The organism is Mesorhizobium sp. WSM2561 (genome assembly GCF_000513915.1).
Classification (GTDB): domain Bacteria; phylum Pseudomonadota; class Alphaproteobacteria; order Rhizobiales; family Rhizobiaceae; genus Mesorhizobium; species Mesorhizobium muleiense.
Window position 1 is genome coordinate 291,517 of the sequence record NZ_AZUX01000002.1, and the last position, 14,471, is coordinate 305,987.

Below are 14,471 nucleotides of genomic sequence, written 5' to 3' on the forward strand. Positions count from 1 at the left end.
GACAGAATGAGGGGATATCTTTGATCGTGACCCGATGGAAGACGCCGTTGCTGCTCGGCGTCATCACCTCTCCGCTGTTTTTGGCCGCCTGCAGTCAGACCACGCACGGCCTGTCCGTGGCCAGCCTGACCGATACCGTCAGATCCCGGCCCTACAATCACACAGCGAAGGACAAGGAGTGCCTCCAGCGCGCGATGTTCTTCGAATCCAACCGGTCGAGCCGTGACGGCATGATTGCCGTCGGCACGGTGGTGATGAACCGGCTGCGCTCCGGCAAGCACGGCAACACCATCTGCCAGGTGGTCGGCGAACGCGGCCAGTTCGCGCCGGGCGTGATGACACGGCCGATGAATTCGAAGGCGATGCCCGATGTCGAGGAAGCCGCCGAGGCGGTGCTCAGGGGCGAGCGCAAGGCCAAGCTGAAGAACTCGATGTTCTTTCACACCGCCGGCCTGCGTTTCCCCTACAAGAACATGCACTACACCATGGTCGCCGGCGGCAACGCCTTCTACGAAAAGCGCGGCCGCAACTGGAAACCGTTGCCGGACGAGCCAACCGTCGCGGTGGCGCAGGCGACGCCGCGGCGGTCGCGCGCCGCACCGGTGAAGCTCATGGCCTCTGCGGCGCCGGCCGCCAAGGCAGGATTCGCCACCAAGGCAACCTATGTGACGGCAGTCGCATCGCAACCGGCAAAGGCTGTTCCAGGGAAGGCAACGCCGGAGAAGGTGACCTTTGTGGCGATGCAGGAGCCGGACGCCGCCCGTTTCGGCGGCACCGCCGGTGCGCAACCAGCTACGTCATTTTCGGCGGCGCCGGCCGAGCCGACGATGTCGTTTGAATCGACACCCGAGAACACCGATGCCATCGGTGCGATGATCGCCGGCCAGGGCAGGCCGCTGGAAGCCTACTGAGCTATCGATAGTCGACGTCGGCGCCGCCCCTCATCTGCCTGCCGGCATCTTCTCCCCGAATAGGGACGGGGAGAAGGGGCTGGCCGCAACCCTGGCACCCTTCCTGCGACGCTTCAGGTTGGCGAAATCTTTTGCGAAGGCGTCTTTCTCCCCGTCACTATACGGGGAGAAATGCCCGGCAGGGCAATGAGGGGCAGCGCAAACCTCAGCGATTGTTCGCAACAGCCGCGCCGCTGCGGTGTTCCAAAACCCGCTGAAAAATCCTAAACCGATGCGATGTCGAAGCGAATCGCCGGTCCCGAGATCGAACGCCTGATCCAACTCCTGGCCAAGGTGCCGGGGCTTGGGCCCCGTTCGGCCAGGCGGGCAGCGCTTCACCTCATCAAGAAGAAGGAGCAGTTGCTGTCGCCGCTCGCCGCCGCCATGAGCGAGGCGGTCGACAAGGTGCGCATCTGCTCAACCTGCGGCAATGTCGATACGTCCGACCCCTGCATGATCTGCACCGATCCGCGCCGCGACGCCGGCACGCTTATCGTCGTCGAGGACGTGGCCGACCTGTGGGCGCTGGAGCGGGCCGCCGCCATGAATGTCCGCTATCATGTGCTCGGCGGCTCGCTCTCGCCGCTCGACGGCATCGGCCCCGAGCAGCTCAACATCCGCTCGCTGGTCGACCGCGTCGCCGGCGGCGAGGTCAAGGAGGTGATCCTTGCCGTCAACGCCACCGTCGAGGGCCAGACCACCGCGCATTATCTCACCGATCAATTGTCCGGCTTCGATATCAAGGTGACGCGGCTGGCGCATGGCGTCCCGGTCGGCGGCGAACTCGACTATCTCGACGAAGGCACGCTGGCCGCCGCGCTGCGCTCGCGGACGGCGTTTTGAGGGGGGCCTATTGAGATGATTGCGTTCTGTCGCGCCCCCCTCTGTCCTGCCGGACATCTCCCCCACAAGGGGGGAGATCGGCCGTTACGCCGGCTTTCGCCAACCTCCAGCGCTGGAGAAGCGCCGTCGTGGAAGCTGCCGATCTCCCCCCAAGTGGGGGAGATGTCCGGCAGGACAGAGGGGGGCGCGACAGAACGTCGACTTTGCGGACTGGCGATTTTTCTTGCAGCCCTTGTTGCCCTCCTCCTCGCCACCCCCGCCTCCGCCACAAAACTCGACACCCAGTTCCGTGCCTGGCTCGGCAACGACCTCTGGCCCGAGGCCAACGCCAACGGCATCTCGAGAAAAACCTTCGACGCCGCCTTCGATGGCATCAAGCCGAACCTCAAACTGCCAGACCTGGTGATGCCGGGCAAAAAGGCGACGACGCCGCAAAAGCAGCATCAGGCGGAATTCGGTTCGCCCGGCGCCTATTTCGCCGAAAAGACGGTTCGCGCCGTGACCGCTGGTGGCCGCACGCGCAAGGCGGCCAATGCCAGGACCGTCGCCGCGATCGAGAAGCGCTACGGCGTGCCGGGCGAGGTGCTGCTGGCGATCTGGGGTCGCGAGAGCGGCTTTGGCGCGGCGAAGATGCCCTACGACGCTTTCGAAGTGCTGGGCACCAAGGCGTTCATGGCGACCAGGAAGAAGTTTTTCCGCACCGAGCTCATGGCGGCGCTCGAGATCGTCGAGCGCGGGCTGGCCCCGGTCGGCGCGATGAAATCGTCCTGGGCCGGCGCACTCGGCCAGCCGCAGTTCATGCCGAGTTCGTTCCTCAGACATGCCGTCGACTTCGATGGCGACGGTCGGGTCGACATTTGGAGCTCGGTGCCGGACACGCTGGCCTCGATCGCCAATTATCTCGTCCATTATGGCTGGGTGAAGGGCCGCGGCTGGGGTTTTGAGGTGACGGTGCCGGAAGCGGTCTCCTGCTCGCTCGAAGGTCCGGACCAGGGCAAGAGGATTTCCGAATGGGCTGACCTGGGCATTAAGCGCGTCGCGGCAAGACCGTTTCCGGCGCGCGAATTGAAGGCCGAAGGCTTTCTTCTGATGCCGGCCGGGCGCAGCGGTCCGGCCTTCATCGTCACGCCCAATTTCTACGTCCTGAAGCAATACAACACCAGCGATCTCTACGCCCTGTTCATCGGCCACGGTGCTGACCGCATCGCCAATGGCGACAGCAATTTTTCTGGGCGCTGGGGTGCGGTCGGCGGGCTCCACAGGTCCGACATCGCCACCTTGCAGCGGGCGCTGGAGGCCGAGGGCTACGACGTCGGCAGCGCCGACGGCCTGCCCGGTTTCAAGACGCGCCGGTCGATCGGCAAATGGCAGGCCAGGAACGGTCGCGCCGCCACCTGTTTTCCCGACGCCGACCTGGTCACAGCGTTGAAATAGCGCGACTGCGGGTGTCGCTTCCGGCGGCGGCGGCTGGCTGATCCTGGTCCAACAAACAGCTTTGCAAATGCTCGTTGCCGCGCCTGAAACCGCCGGATATGGTGAGGCGGAACTGGATAGAAATCACCAGGACGACCGGTTCAGGGTCACCGTTCGATTAGAGCGCCGCGCGTCCGTTGGACGCGCAAAGGACGCTCTAAGACTTTGAACTACACATCGTGCTTGCCGAAAATCGATTCCGATTTTCGGGCCGATGTGTCAAGTGAATGCCAAAACCCTGAGCGGGAACTCAGGTCAACAAAAACAGGGAACAGTTAAAAATGATGATGGAAAAGTTTGCTCTACGCTCCCGCGTCCTGCTCGCCGGCGCAGCCATGTCCGCACTGCTTCTGGCCGGTGCGCCTGCCCTTGCTGTCACGCCGGCCGACACGCTGGTCGAGGGTTTCGCCATCGACGACATCATCTCCATGGATCCGGGCGAGGCGTTCGAGCTGTCGACCGCCGAGGTCACCGGCAACACGTACGATCTTCTTGTCCGCCTCGACTTGAGCGACACCTCCAAGGTCAAGGGCGATCTCGCCGAAAGCTGGACTGTCTCCGACGACGGCCTGACCTATACGTTCAAGCTCAAGCCCGGCTTGAAATTCGCCTCGGGCAATCCGATCACCGCGGCTGATGTCGCCTACTCGTTCGAGCGCGCCATCAAGCTCGACAAGAGCCCGGCCTTCATCATCGGCCAGTTCGGCATCAATGGCGACAACGTCATCGAGAAAGCCAAGGCCATCGATGACACGACGTTCCAGTTCACCATCGACAAGGCCTATGCGCCGAGCTTCGTCCTGAACTGCCTGTCGGCGACCGTCGCCTCGGTTGTCGACAGCAAGCTGGTCAAGGAGCATGCCGCCGCGGTGACGCCCAGCGACGACTACAAATACGACAACGACTTCGGCAACGCCTGGCTGAAGACCGGCTATGCCGGCTCCGGCGCCTTCAAGCTGCGCGAATGGCGGGCCAACGAGGTCGTCGTCATGGAGCGCAACGACAATTACCACGGCGAAAAGGCCAAGCTCGCCCGCGTCATCTATCGCAACATGAAGGAAAGCTCGGGCCAGCGCCTGGCGCTGGAGGCCGGCGACATCGACGTTGCCCGCAATCTTGAGCCGAACGACCTCGACGCAATCGGCAAGAACGCCGATCTCACCACCACCAGCGCGCCGAAGGGCACGGTCTTCTACATCAGCCTCAATCAGAAGAACCCGAACCTCGCCAAGCCGGAGGTTCGTCAGGCCTTCAAATATCTGGTCGACTATGATGCCTTGAGCTCGACCATCCTCAAGGGCATCGGCGAGATCCACCAGACCTTCCTGCCAAAAGGCGTGCTTGGCGAGCTGGACGAAAATCCGTTCAAATTCGACCTCGCCAAGGCCAAGGAACTGCTCGCCAAGGCCGGCTTAGCCGACGGCTTCAGCGTCACCATGGACGTACGCAACACCCAGCCGGTGACCGGCATGGCGGAATCATTCCAGCAGACGCTCGGCCAGGCCGGCGTCAAGCTGGAGATTATTCCCGGCGACGGCAAGCAGACGCTGACCAAATACCGCGCCCGCAATCACGATATCTATATCGGCCAGTGGGGCCAGGATTATTTCGATCCGAACTCCAACGCCCAGACCTTCGCCAGCAACCCCGACAATTCGGATGAAGGCAAGACCAAGACCTTGGCCTGGCGCAACGCCTGGGATATTCCGGACTTGAACAAGCAGACTGAAGCGGCCCTGCTCGAGAAGGATCCGACCAAGCGCGCCGCAATGTACCAGGATCTGCAGAGGAAGATTCTCGAAACCAGTCCTTTCATCATCGTTCACCAGCAGCTGGAAGTGGCCGGCCTGCGCAAGAACCTCAAGGGTTTTGCACTCGGCCCAAGCTTCGACACCAATTTCGTCGGCCAGATCTCCAAGGAGTGACGCCGGCGGACGCGCCGCATGAGTACTGTTGAAAGCGAAGCGACGGCAGGGCGCGGCAGCGCCCGCGCCGTCGCTGTCGCCTCGTCGATCGCCCGTTTCCTGGTCATCGCGATAACCACCTATCTCGGTCTTCTCGCGGTGACCTTCTTCATCGGCCGGGTGATCCCGATCGATCCGGTGCTGGCGGTGCTCGGCGACCGGGCGCCGGCCAATGTCGTCGAGCGCACCCGCCGCGAGATGGGTCTCGACCTGCCGCTGATCGAGCAGTTCTACATCTATGTGAAGAATGCACTGAACGGCAATTTCGGCACCTCGGTGCTTACCACCAATCCGGTGATGACCGACATTCGCCGCGCCTTTCCGGCGACGATCGAGCTGGCGACGCTGGGAACGCTGATCGGTGCTTTGCTTGGCGTGCCGCTCGGCGTGCTGGCCGCGGTCCGGCGCGGCAGCATCATCGACCAGATCGTCCGGATCATCGGCCTGGTCGGCTACTCCGTGCCGATCTTCTGGCTGGGACTGCTGGCGCTCGTGCTGTTCTACGCCAGGCTGCAATGGGTGGCTTTTCCCGGCCGCCTCGATATCGTCTACGAATACACCTTCACCCCGATCACCGGCTTTTATCTCCTGGATGCGCTGTGGCAGCGGCAGTGGGATGTGTTTCGCGATGCCTTCCGCCACATCATCCTGCCGGCCTCGCTGCTTGGCTATTTCTCGCTCGCCTATATCAGCCGGATGACGCGATCGTTCATGCTGAACGAGCTTGCCCAGGAATATATCGTCGCGGCGCGCGCCAAGGGGCTGTCGGAAACACGCATCATCTGGGGCCACGCGCTGCGCAACGCCGCCGTGCCGATGGTCACCGTGATCGCGCTCTCCTATGCCGGTCTGCTCGAAGGCTCGGTGCTCACCGAGACTGTGTTCTCATGGCCGGGCATCGGCCTCTACATCACCAATTCCCTGCAGAACGCCGACATGAACGCCGTGCTCGGCGGCACCATCATCATCGGCTCGGTGTTCATCGGCATCAATCTGCTGTCCGACCTGCTTTATCGGGTGCTCGATCCAAGGACCAAGGTACGATGAGCGCTGAAGCGATCCAGAGCCGTCGCGACTGGCTGCTCAGCGAGCGGCCGGCGTCGCGCATGCAGGCCAGGCTCGGCCGTGCCTATGTCGCGTGGCGGCGCTTTTCCGCCAACCGGCTGGCGTTTCTCGGTCTGCTCATCATCATCGCTTTGCTGGTAGTCGCCGCCTTTGCCGATGTGCTGGCACCCTATTCGCCGACATTCGGCGACCTCAAGGGCTCGCGGCTGCTGGCGCCAAGTGCCGAGCACTGGTTCGGCACCGACGACCTCGGCCGCGACATCCTTTCGCGCGTCATCTTCGGCTCGCGATGGACGCTTTACGTCGTCATTCTCGTCGCAGTCATCGCCGCTCCTATCGGCCTGCTGGTCGGCACCGTCGCCGGTTATGCCGGCGGCTGGATCGATGCGATCCTGATGCGTATCACCGACATCTTTCTCGCCTTTCCGAAGCTGATCCTGGCGCTGGCCTTCGTCGCCGCACTCGGCCCCGGCATCGAGAATGCGGTGCTCGCCATCGCCGTCACCTCATGGCCGCCCTACGCCCGTATTGCGCGTGCCGAAACGCTCACCGTGCGCAATTCGGATTACATCAAGGCGGTGCAATTGATGGGCGCCTCGCCGTTCCGCATCGTGCTGCGCCACATCATGCCGCTCTGCATCTCCTCGCTGATCGTCAGGGTGACGCTCGACATGGCCGGCATCATCCTGACCGCCGCCGGTCTCGGCTTCCTCGGCCTCGGCGCGCAACCGCCGCTGCCGGAATGGGGCGCGATGATCGCGTCGGGCCGCCGCTTCGTGCTCGACCAATGGTGGGTGGCCGGTGCACCGGGCTTTGCCATCCTCATCGTCAGCCTCGGCTTCAACCTGCTCGGCGACGGCCTGCGCGACGCGCTTGACCCGCGCAGTGGTGACCAATGAGCACGCTTCTCGAGGTCGACGATCTGCGCGTCACCTTCCCGACGCGCACCGGCCGCATCGAGGCGGTGCGCGGCGTCTCCTTCTCGCTCGGCCGCGAACGGCTCGGCATCGTCGGCGAGAGCGGTTCCGGCAAGTCGCAGACCGGCCGCGCCATCATGGGCCTGACCCCGCCCCAGGCCGAGGTCACGGCCAGCAAGCTCGCCTTCGACGGCATCGACCTGCTCGCGGCCTCGCCCCGCGACCGCCGGGCGCTGCGCGGCAAGCGCATCGCCATGATCCTGCAGGACCCAAAATACTCGCTCGACCCGGTGATGAGCATCGGCCGCCAGATCGTCGAGACGCTGCGCACGCATGAGAAGGTCGGCAAGGCCGAAGCCCGCGACCGGACGCTCGCCATGCTGGAGGCGGTGCAGATCCGCGACCCCGCCCGTGTCTTCGACTTGCATCCGCACGAGGTGTCGGGCGGCATGGGCCAGCGCGCCATGATCGCCATGATGCTGATTGCCGGGCCGGAGATGATGATCGCCGACGAGCCGACCTCGGCGCTCGACGTCACCGTTCAGCTCGACGTGCTCGGCATCCTCGACAGGCTGGTCAGCGAGCGCGGCATGGGGCTGATCTTCATCTCGCACGATCTGCGGCTGGTCTCGTCCTTCTGCGACCGGGTGATCGTCATGTATGCCGGCAAGGTGGTCGAGCAGCTCAAGGCGTCGGAGCTCGGCCGCGCCCAGCATCCCTACACGCGCGGCCTGCTCAACTGCATGCCCAAGATCGGCGCCGACCGTCACCCGCTGCCGGTGCTCGACCGCAAGCCGGAGTGGGCGGCATGACGGCAGCACTTTCTGTCGACAGGCTGGAGGTGGTCTTCGACCGCTTTCGCGCGCTGAAGGGTGTCAGCCTCGAAGTGCAATCCGGCGAATCCTTCGGCCTGGTCGGCGAATCCGGCTCCGGCAAATCGACGCTGTTGCGCGCGATTGCCGGCCTCGCCCCGGCCGCTTCGGGCAGCATCACCGTCAACGGGAAAAAACTCGGCAAGCACCGCGACAAGGCCTTCTATCGCGAGGTGCAGATGGTCTTCCAGGACCCCTACGGCTCGCTGCATCCGCGCCAGACCGTCGACCGCCTGCTGCAGGAGCCGCTCGCCATCCACGGCTTTGCCGATGGCGAGAAACGCATCCAGCGGGCGCTCGACGAGGTCGGGCTCGGCACCGGCTTCCGCTTCCGCTATTCGCATCAATTGTCGGGTGGCCAGCGCCAGCGGGTGGCGATTGCGCGGGCGCTGATCCTCGAACCGGCGATCCTGCTGCTCGACGAGCCGACCTCGGCGCTCGACGCTTCCGTGCAGGCGGAGGTGCTCAACCTGTTGGAAGACATCCGGCGACGGCGCAAGCTGACCTTCCTGATGGTCAGCCACGACCTCGCCATCATCACCCATATGTGCGAGCGGCTGATGGTGATGCAGAACGGCGAGGCGGTCGAGCATCTCACCGCGGGCGACCTCGTCGAGCGCCGCGTCAGTAAGGATTATACGCGCAATTTGCTCAGGGCGAGCGAGGGGTTTGTGCGGACTGCGTGAGTCAAATCAGCTGTCCGCGTCGCGTTCCTTCGCGCCCCCCTCTGGCCTGCCGGCCATCTCCCCCACGGGTGGGGAGATTGGCCGCCACCACTGATTTCGCCAATCGCGAACGCTGCAGAAGGAGCGCCGTCGACGAAGCTGCCGATCTCCCCCTTGTGGGGGAGATCGCCGGCAGGCCAGAGGGGGGCGCGAAGGAATGCGACCTTAGCGGCAGGCCCAATCGCCTGGCGGCGCTGCCAACTTGAGGAAAACGTGAAATAAGGTCAGAACAGGTCTTAGCATATACCAAACGGGAACATCATGAAGAACTCAACCATCTCCGAACGCAAGAACCAGTCGATCTCGCGCGGCGTCGGCATGACCACGCAGATTTATGCCGACCGCGCCGAGAACTCGGAAATCTGGGATGTCGAAGGCCGCCGCTACATCGATTTCTCGTCCGGCATCGCCGTCGTCAACACCGGCCACCGCCATCCCAAGGTGATCGAGGCGGTCAAGGCGCAGCTCGACCGCTTCACCCACACCTGCCACCAGGTGGTGCCCTATGAGAGCTATGTCAGGCTGGCCGAACGGCTGAACGGCATGCTGCCGGGCAAATTCGACAAGAAGACGATTTTCGTCACCACCGGTGCCGAAGCGGTGGAGAACGCCATCAAGATCGCCCGCAACGCCACCGGCCGTCCAGCGGTCATTGCCTTTGCCGGCGGCTTCCATGGCCGCACCTTCATGGGCATGGCGCTGACCGGCAAGGTTGTGCCCTACAAGGTCGGATTCGGCGCCATGCCGGCCGATGTCTTCCACGCGCCGTTCCCGGTGGCGCTGCACGGGATCACGGTCGCCGATTCGCTGGCCGCGCTCGACCGGCTGTTCAAGGCCGATGTCGATCCCGCCCGCGTCGCCGCCATCATCGTCGAACCGGTGCAGGGCGAGGGCGGATTTTACGAGGCGCCGCGCGACTTCATGACCGCGCTGCGCAAGATCTGCGACCAGCACGGCATGCTGTTGATCGCCGACGAGGTGCAGACCGGTTTTGCCCGCACCGGAAAGATGTTCGCCATGGATCATCACGAAGTGGCGCCCGACATCACCACCATGGCCAAGAGCCTTGCCGGCGGCTTTCCGCTGTCGGCGGTCACCGGCCGCGCCGAGATCATGGATGCGCCCAACCCCGGCGGGCTCGGCGGCACCTATGGCGGCAGCCCGATCGGCGTTGCCGCGGCGCACGCCGTGCTCGACGTGATCGAAGAGGAAAAGCTGTGCGACCGCGCCAACACGCTAGGCAACCGGCTGAAGCAGCGGCTGCAATCGATCCGCGACGACACGCCGGAGATCGTCGATATCAGAGGCCCGGGCTTCATGAACGCTGTCGAGTTCAACGATGTGAAGAAGGGCCTGCCGTCGGCCGAGATCGCCAATGCGGTCCGGCTGAAGGCGCTCGACAAGGGCCTGATCCTGCTCACCTGCGGCGTCTACGGCAACGTCATCCGCTTCCTCGCGCCGATCACCATCCAGGACGGCGTCATGAACGAAGCACTCGACATCCTGGAAAGCTCGATCCGCGAGGTCCGCGCCGCCTGAGCGGATTCTTCTTCCCTTCTCCCCTTGTGGGAGAAGGTGGATCGGCGCGGAGCGCCGAGACGGTTGAGGGGTGTTGGACGGAGTGCTGTCGGTGCCAAGCTGGAACACCCCTCATCCGGCCGCTCCGCGGCCACCTTCTCCCACAACAAGGGGAGAAGGCAAGACCGCGCCGAGACCGGCATCACCTGAATATCAACAAGTCCTTATTCAGCGGCGCGGACGGGCTCTACCTGCTGGAAGGCGGCGAGCGCCGCCTTCAGCCCGTCCGGTCCTGTCGCAACCGTCTGCGGCGTCGGCGAAAAGCCGGCGCCGAGCATCTTGCGGCCAAGCATGTGGTCGCCAGGCCGGTTGACCGATTCGATGCCGAGCAGACGATTCTCAGCATAGTGGTAGATGGAGAACCGGTTCTCGTTGACGTCGCCCAGCACGACATGGCTGTCGCCGCCCGAAATCAGGCCGACCATCTGCAGCTTGATGTCACCGATATCGGACCAGAACCACGGCACCGCCGCAAAGGCGTCCGCATGACCGACAACGGTGCGTGCTGCAAGACGCGCCTGGTCGGTGGCATTCTGCACCGATTCCAGCCGCACATCGCCGCCGGTGAGCCAGTGCCGGTAGGCGGCGGCGTCGCCGATGGCGAGGATTTCGGGCGCCGACGTGCGCATCTGCTGGTCGACGCGGATGCCGTTGGCGATAGTGATGCCGGCGGTTTGCGCCAGTTCGACATTCGGCACGACGCCGATGCCGGTGATGACCATCTGCGCCGGCATCCGCTCGCCGGATGCGGTGATTGCCGCCGAGACATGGCCGTTCTCGCCTTCGAGCCGCGCAATCGTGGTGCCGGTGAGAATGCGCACGCCGGTCGCTTCCAGCCGCTGCCGCACGTGGCGCGCGATGATCGGCGCCACCGCCCGGCCGAGCAGCCGGTCGACCGCCTCGACCACGGTGACCTTGCGGCCGGCCGCTGTGAGCGTCGCGGCGATCTCCAGCCCGATGAAGCCGCCGCCGAGGATTACGACATCCTCGCTCTGCGCGCTCAATTCGCGGATCAGGCGCGCGTCGGCGAGCGAGCGCAGCGACACCACGCCCGAAAAATCCGAACCCGGCAGCGACAGCATGCGCGGCCGCGAACCGGTCGCCAGGATCAGCCGGTCGAACGGCAGTGTGCCGCCATCCGATAGCTCCAGCCTGCGGCCGCCGGCATCGATGCGATCGATGCGGACGCCCGGCCGGTAGTCGATCGCGCTGCCGGTATAAAAAGCCTCGCCGCGCAGCGGCTGCGGTTTGGCCTCCTGATCCTTAATGAAGGTCTTCGACAGCGGCGGCTTGTGGTAGGGCAGTTCGTCCTCGTCACTGATGAGGATCACGGGTTCGTCGTAGCCGTCCTCGCGCAGGCTGGCGGCCGCTTGCACGCCCGCATGACCCGCACCGACAATGACCACACCGTTTTTCATCGCAGCCCCAATTCCTTATCTCTCCTAGGCGTTATCCAAGTCTAGGACGTCTCGCCAAGTGGCGATTGTCTGACGCCGCCGCAAGACCACCCTTGCGGGTCGCACCCGGAATGGCGGTCTGTCAATCGTTCGTTCGACGGCGGCGCGGCAAGTACGGCTAAAGTTGATATTTGCAGTTTAGAATAATTCTAAACTGTTGTTTCAATTGGCTTTTCCCTCTGAAATTGGTTGACTTCCGGCACCTTCATCGCTTTATGGAAGCGTGCGCGTCAAGCGCATCCCTTTGATGTCTGGGCCTTGAACCCTTTCGATTGGAGGCATTTCGATGTCTTTCTTCCGCAAACCGCGCTATGCCGCGGCCTGTATCTCGCTCAATGGCATGGACCTGCCTTGGCGCCGATTGCCTGCCGACGCGCCTTTGGCGCCGGCATTTTCACTGAATTCCCTAGGGAGATGACAATCATGAGAGCGATGATCACGGCGCGATATGGCAACAGGCTTGCAGCGATCGGCGCCACGGTGGCCTTGACGGCGGCGATATTCGTGCTGCCGGCCAAGGCGGAAACCGATGCCAAGGCGGTCATCAAGACCTATTCCGATATTGCGCTCGCCAAATATGAGGATTCGCTGACCAGGGCGCAGGCGCTCGGCAAGGCCGTCGACGCGCTGCTCGCCAAGCCTTCGGTGGAAACGCTGACGGCCGCCCGCGAGGCCTGGAAGGCGTCGCGCGTTCCCTATCAGCAGACCGAAGTCTATCGCTTCGGCAACGCCATCGTCGACGACTGGGAAGGCAAGGTGAACGCCTGGCCGCTGGACGAAGGCCTGATCGACTATGTCGCCGGGAATTACGGCACCGAGTCGGACGCGAATGCGCTGTACACCGCCAATGTGATCGCCAACAAGTCGATCCAGATCGACGGCAAGAAGATCGACGCCACCAACCTTACTCCCGAGCTCCTCTCCGGCACGCTGCAGGAGGCCGGCGGCATCGAGGCCAATGTGGCGACCGGTTATCACGCCATCGAATTCCTGCTGTGGGGTCAGGATCTGCACGGCACCGGCCCGGGCGCCGGCGAACGGCCCTATACCGACTACGACCTCGCCAACTGCACCGGCGGCAATTGCGATCGTCGCGCGCAGTATCTGAAGTCGGCGAGCGAGCTTCTGGTTTCCGATCTGCAGGACATGGTCAACGACTGGAAGGAAGGCGGCGCCGCCCGCAAGAACCTTGCCGATGGCGAGCCGAAAGCCGGCATTTCGACCATCCTCACCGGCATGGGCTCGCTGTCCTATGGCGAACTCGCCGGCGAGCGCATGAAGCTCGGCCTGCTGCTGCACGACCCGGAAGAGGAGCATGACTGCTTCTCCGACAACACCTATGATTCCCATCTCTACGATGCCGTCGGCATTCGCGCCGCCTATAAGGGCAGCTACACCCGCCTCGACGGCACCGTCGTCGAAGGACCGTCGGTATCCGACATGGTCAAGGAGGCCGATCCGGCGGTCGACAAGGAACTGTCGGACAAGCTGGATGGCACCGTCGCCAAGATGGAAGCGATCAAGGCGCGGGCGCTTGGCGGCGAGGCCTATGACCAGCAGATCGGCGAAGGCAATACGCAAGGCAACGCCACCGTGCAGGCGGCGATCGACGCGCTGGTCGACCAGACCAAGTCGATCGAACGCGCCGTCGGCACCCTGAAACTCAATGCCATCGCCTTCGAGGGCTCTGACAGCCTCGATGCGCCGGACAAGGTGTTTCAGTAAGGCCTCCGGAGCACGAACCGAAAGTCGACGTCGCGAAAAGTGGAAATCGGTCTTCGGCATCAGGCTCCACTTAAGAAAATAAAGCCACATGGCGCCGAGCACGCGTCGTCAGCCACACAGAGCAAATAATGCTGATCTGCCATTGCAACATCATCACCGAGAAGGAGATTGAGCAGACGATCGTCGGGCTGCTGGATCAGGATCCCTGGCAGCTCATCGTGCCGGCGAAGATCTATCATGCCATGCAGAAGCGTGGTCGCTGTTGCGGCTGCTTCCCAAATGTGGTCGAAACGATCATTCGGGTAACCGAAAATTACCACGCCCGCTCGGAGGCGAGCGGCGTGGATGTCGTTTCACACCTGGATCGCGTCAGAGGCCTGCGCGTCCAATACGGGAGCAGAACCCATGAAAGGCGAACAACAGATCATAGAGCGGCTTAACGAAGCTCTGTTTCTGGAACTTGGAGCAGTCAATCAGTACTGGGTGCATTTCCGCCTGCTAGAGGACTGGGGATACGCCAAGCTGGCAAAGAAGGAACGCGCGGAATCGATCGAGGAGATGCACCATGCCGACCGGCTCGTGGCCCGTATCATCTTCCTTGAAGGCCATCCGAACCTGCAGTCGGTAGCGCCGCTGCGCATCGGACAGAATGTCAAGGAAGTGCTCGAATCGGATCTTGCCGGCGAATATGACGCGCGCACTGCCTACAAACGGTCGCGCGAGATTTGTGACGAAGCAGGTGACTATGTGACGATGAAGCTGTTCGAGGATTTGTTGTCCGACGAGGAAGGTCACATCGACTTCCTCGAGACGCAACTCGACCTGCTCGCCTCGATCGGCGAGGAAAAATACGGCCAGCTCAACGCCGCATCGGCCGACGAGGCGGATTAGGACATGCGGGA

General features: G+C 63.5%; 13 protein-coding genes. 12 read left to right on the forward strand and 1 reads right to left on the reverse strand.

The features are described from left to right. The first annotated feature begins 20 nt into the window (after nucleotides 1–20). From M727_RS0104495 to M727_RS0104535, 9 genes are all read left to right on the forward strand, one after another. Entirely contained in the window at nucleotides 21–911 is an 891-nt protein-coding gene (locus M727_RS0104495) for a cell wall hydrolase (RefSeq protein WP_027151666.1), read from the forward strand. 276 nt (nucleotides 912–1,187) lie between these two features. After that, complete coding sequence (recR, locus tag M727_RS0104500) at nucleotides 1,188–1,793, forward strand: recombination mediator RecR (RefSeq protein WP_023802085.1); 606 nt, start codon at nucleotides 1,188–1,190, stop codon at nucleotides 1,791–1,793. 162 nt (nucleotides 1,794–1,955) lie between these two features. Then, nucleotides 1,956–3,227, forward strand: coding sequence for a lytic murein transglycosylase (locus M727_RS0104505; protein ID WP_027151667.1), 1,272 nt, complete (start codon nucleotides 1,956–1,958; stop codon nucleotides 3,225–3,227). 320 nt (nucleotides 3,228–3,547) lie between these two features. Next, the gene (locus M727_RS0104510; protein ID WP_036261427.1) at nucleotides 3,548–5,191 is read left to right on the forward strand and encodes an ABC transporter substrate-binding protein; all 1,644 of its coding nucleotides are present in this window, start codon (nucleotides 3,548–3,550) and stop codon (nucleotides 5,189–5,191) included. 18 nt (nucleotides 5,192–5,209) lie between these two features. Beyond that, on the forward strand, nucleotides 5,210–6,277 hold the full coding sequence (locus tag M727_RS0104515; protein WP_023802089.1) for an ABC transporter permease: 1,068 nt from the start codon (nucleotides 5,210–5,212) through the stop codon (nucleotides 6,275–6,277). After that, on the forward strand, nucleotides 6,274–7,194 hold the full coding sequence (nikC, locus tag M727_RS0104520) for a nickel transporter permease (protein ID WP_027151669.1): 921 nt from the start codon (nucleotides 6,274–6,276) through the stop codon (nucleotides 7,192–7,194). Before M727_RS0104515 ends, nikC begins: the two co-directional genes overlap by 4 nt. Beyond that, nucleotides 7,191–8,024 carry an ABC transporter ATP-binding protein gene (locus M727_RS0104525; protein ID WP_027151670.1) on the forward strand — a complete coding sequence of 278 codons (834 nt, stop codon included), beginning with the start codon at nucleotides 7,191–7,193 and terminating at the stop codon, nucleotides 8,022–8,024. Before nikC ends, M727_RS0104525 begins: the two co-directional genes overlap by 4 nt. Next, complete coding sequence (locus tag M727_RS0104530) at nucleotides 8,021–8,770, forward strand: ABC transporter ATP-binding protein (protein WP_027151671.1); 750 nt, start codon at nucleotides 8,021–8,023, stop codon at nucleotides 8,768–8,770. The genes M727_RS0104525 and M727_RS0104530 overlap by 4 nt, the downstream gene beginning before the upstream one ends. A gap of 300 nt (nucleotides 8,771–9,070) precedes the next feature. After that, complete coding sequence (locus tag M727_RS0104535; RefSeq protein WP_027151672.1) at nucleotides 9,071–10,348, forward strand: 4-aminobutyrate--2-oxoglutarate transaminase; 1,278 nt, start codon at nucleotides 9,071–9,073, stop codon at nucleotides 10,346–10,348. A gap of 203 nt (nucleotides 10,349–10,551) precedes the next feature. Here the strand turns inward: M727_RS0104535 and M727_RS0104540 are convergent, their stop codons facing one another. Next, nucleotides 10,552–11,805, reverse strand: a complete 1,254-nt coding sequence (locus M727_RS0104540) for an FAD-dependent oxidoreductase (RefSeq protein ID WP_027151673.1) — start codon at nucleotides 11,803–11,805, stop codon at nucleotides 10,552–10,554. A 471-nt stretch (nucleotides 11,806–12,276) separates the two neighbouring features. Here M727_RS0104540 and M727_RS0104545 point away from each other — a divergent pair, with 471 nt between their 5' ends. From M727_RS0104545 to bfr, 3 genes are all read left to right on the forward strand, one after another. Further along, entirely contained in the window at nucleotides 12,277–13,569 is a 1,293-nt protein-coding gene (locus tag M727_RS0104545; RefSeq protein ID WP_198032595.1) for an imelysin family protein, read from the forward strand. Nucleotides 13,570–13,697: 128 nt separating this feature from the next. After that, on the forward strand, nucleotides 13,698–14,009 hold the full coding sequence (locus tag M727_RS0104550) for a (2Fe-2S)-binding protein (RefSeq protein WP_023802096.1): 312 nt from the start codon (nucleotides 13,698–13,700) through the stop codon (nucleotides 14,007–14,009). After that, nucleotides 13,975–14,460 (forward strand): bacterioferritin, encoded by a 486-nt coding sequence (gene bfr / locus M727_RS0104555; RefSeq protein ID WP_023802097.1) that lies wholly within the window; start codon nucleotides 13,975–13,977, stop codon nucleotides 14,458–14,460. Before M727_RS0104550 ends, bfr begins: the two co-directional genes overlap by 35 nt. Nucleotides 14,461–14,471 lie beyond the last annotated feature (11 nt).

Bases quoted from the DNA above. Each gene is read 5' to 3' on its own strand.
- recR (WP_023802085.1), top strand. From the start codon at position 1,188: ATGTCGAAGCGAATCGCCGGTCCCGAGATCGAACGCCTGATCCAACTC.
- M727_RS0104505 (WP_027151667.1), top strand. From the start codon at position 1,956: ATGTCCGGCAGGACAGAGGGGGGCGCGACAGAACGTCGACTTTGCGGA.
- M727_RS0104510 (WP_036261427.1), top strand. From the start codon at position 3,548: ATGATGATGGAAAAGTTTGCTCTACGCTCCCGCGTCCTGCTCGCCGGC.
- M727_RS0104515 (WP_023802089.1), top strand. From the start codon at position 5,210: ATGAGTACTGTTGAAAGCGAAGCGACGGCAGGGCGCGGCAGCGCCCGC.
- nikC (WP_027151669.1), top strand. From the start codon at position 6,274: ATGAGCGCTGAAGCGATCCAGAGCCGTCGCGACTGGCTGCTCAGCGAG.
- M727_RS0104525 (WP_027151670.1), top strand. From the start codon at position 7,191: ATGAGCACGCTTCTCGAGGTCGACGATCTGCGCGTCACCTTCCCGACG.
- M727_RS0104530 (WP_027151671.1), top strand. From the start codon at position 8,021: ATGACGGCAGCACTTTCTGTCGACAGGCTGGAGGTGGTCTTCGACCGC.
- M727_RS0104535 (WP_027151672.1), top strand. From the start codon at position 9,071: ATGAAGAACTCAACCATCTCCGAACGCAAGAACCAGTCGATCTCGCGC.
- M727_RS0104540 (WP_027151673.1), bottom strand. From the start codon at position 11,805: ATGAAAAACGGTGTGGTCATTGTCGGTGCGGGTCATGCGGGCGTGCAA.
- M727_RS0104545 (WP_198032595.1), top strand. From the start codon at position 12,277: ATGATCACGGCGCGATATGGCAACAGGCTTGCAGCGATCGGCGCCACG.
- M727_RS0104550 (WP_023802096.1), top strand. From the start codon at position 13,698: ATGCTGATCTGCCATTGCAACATCATCACCGAGAAGGAGATTGAGCAG.
- bfr (WP_023802097.1), top strand. From the start codon at position 13,975: ATGAAAGGCGAACAACAGATCATAGAGCGGCTTAACGAAGCTCTGTTT.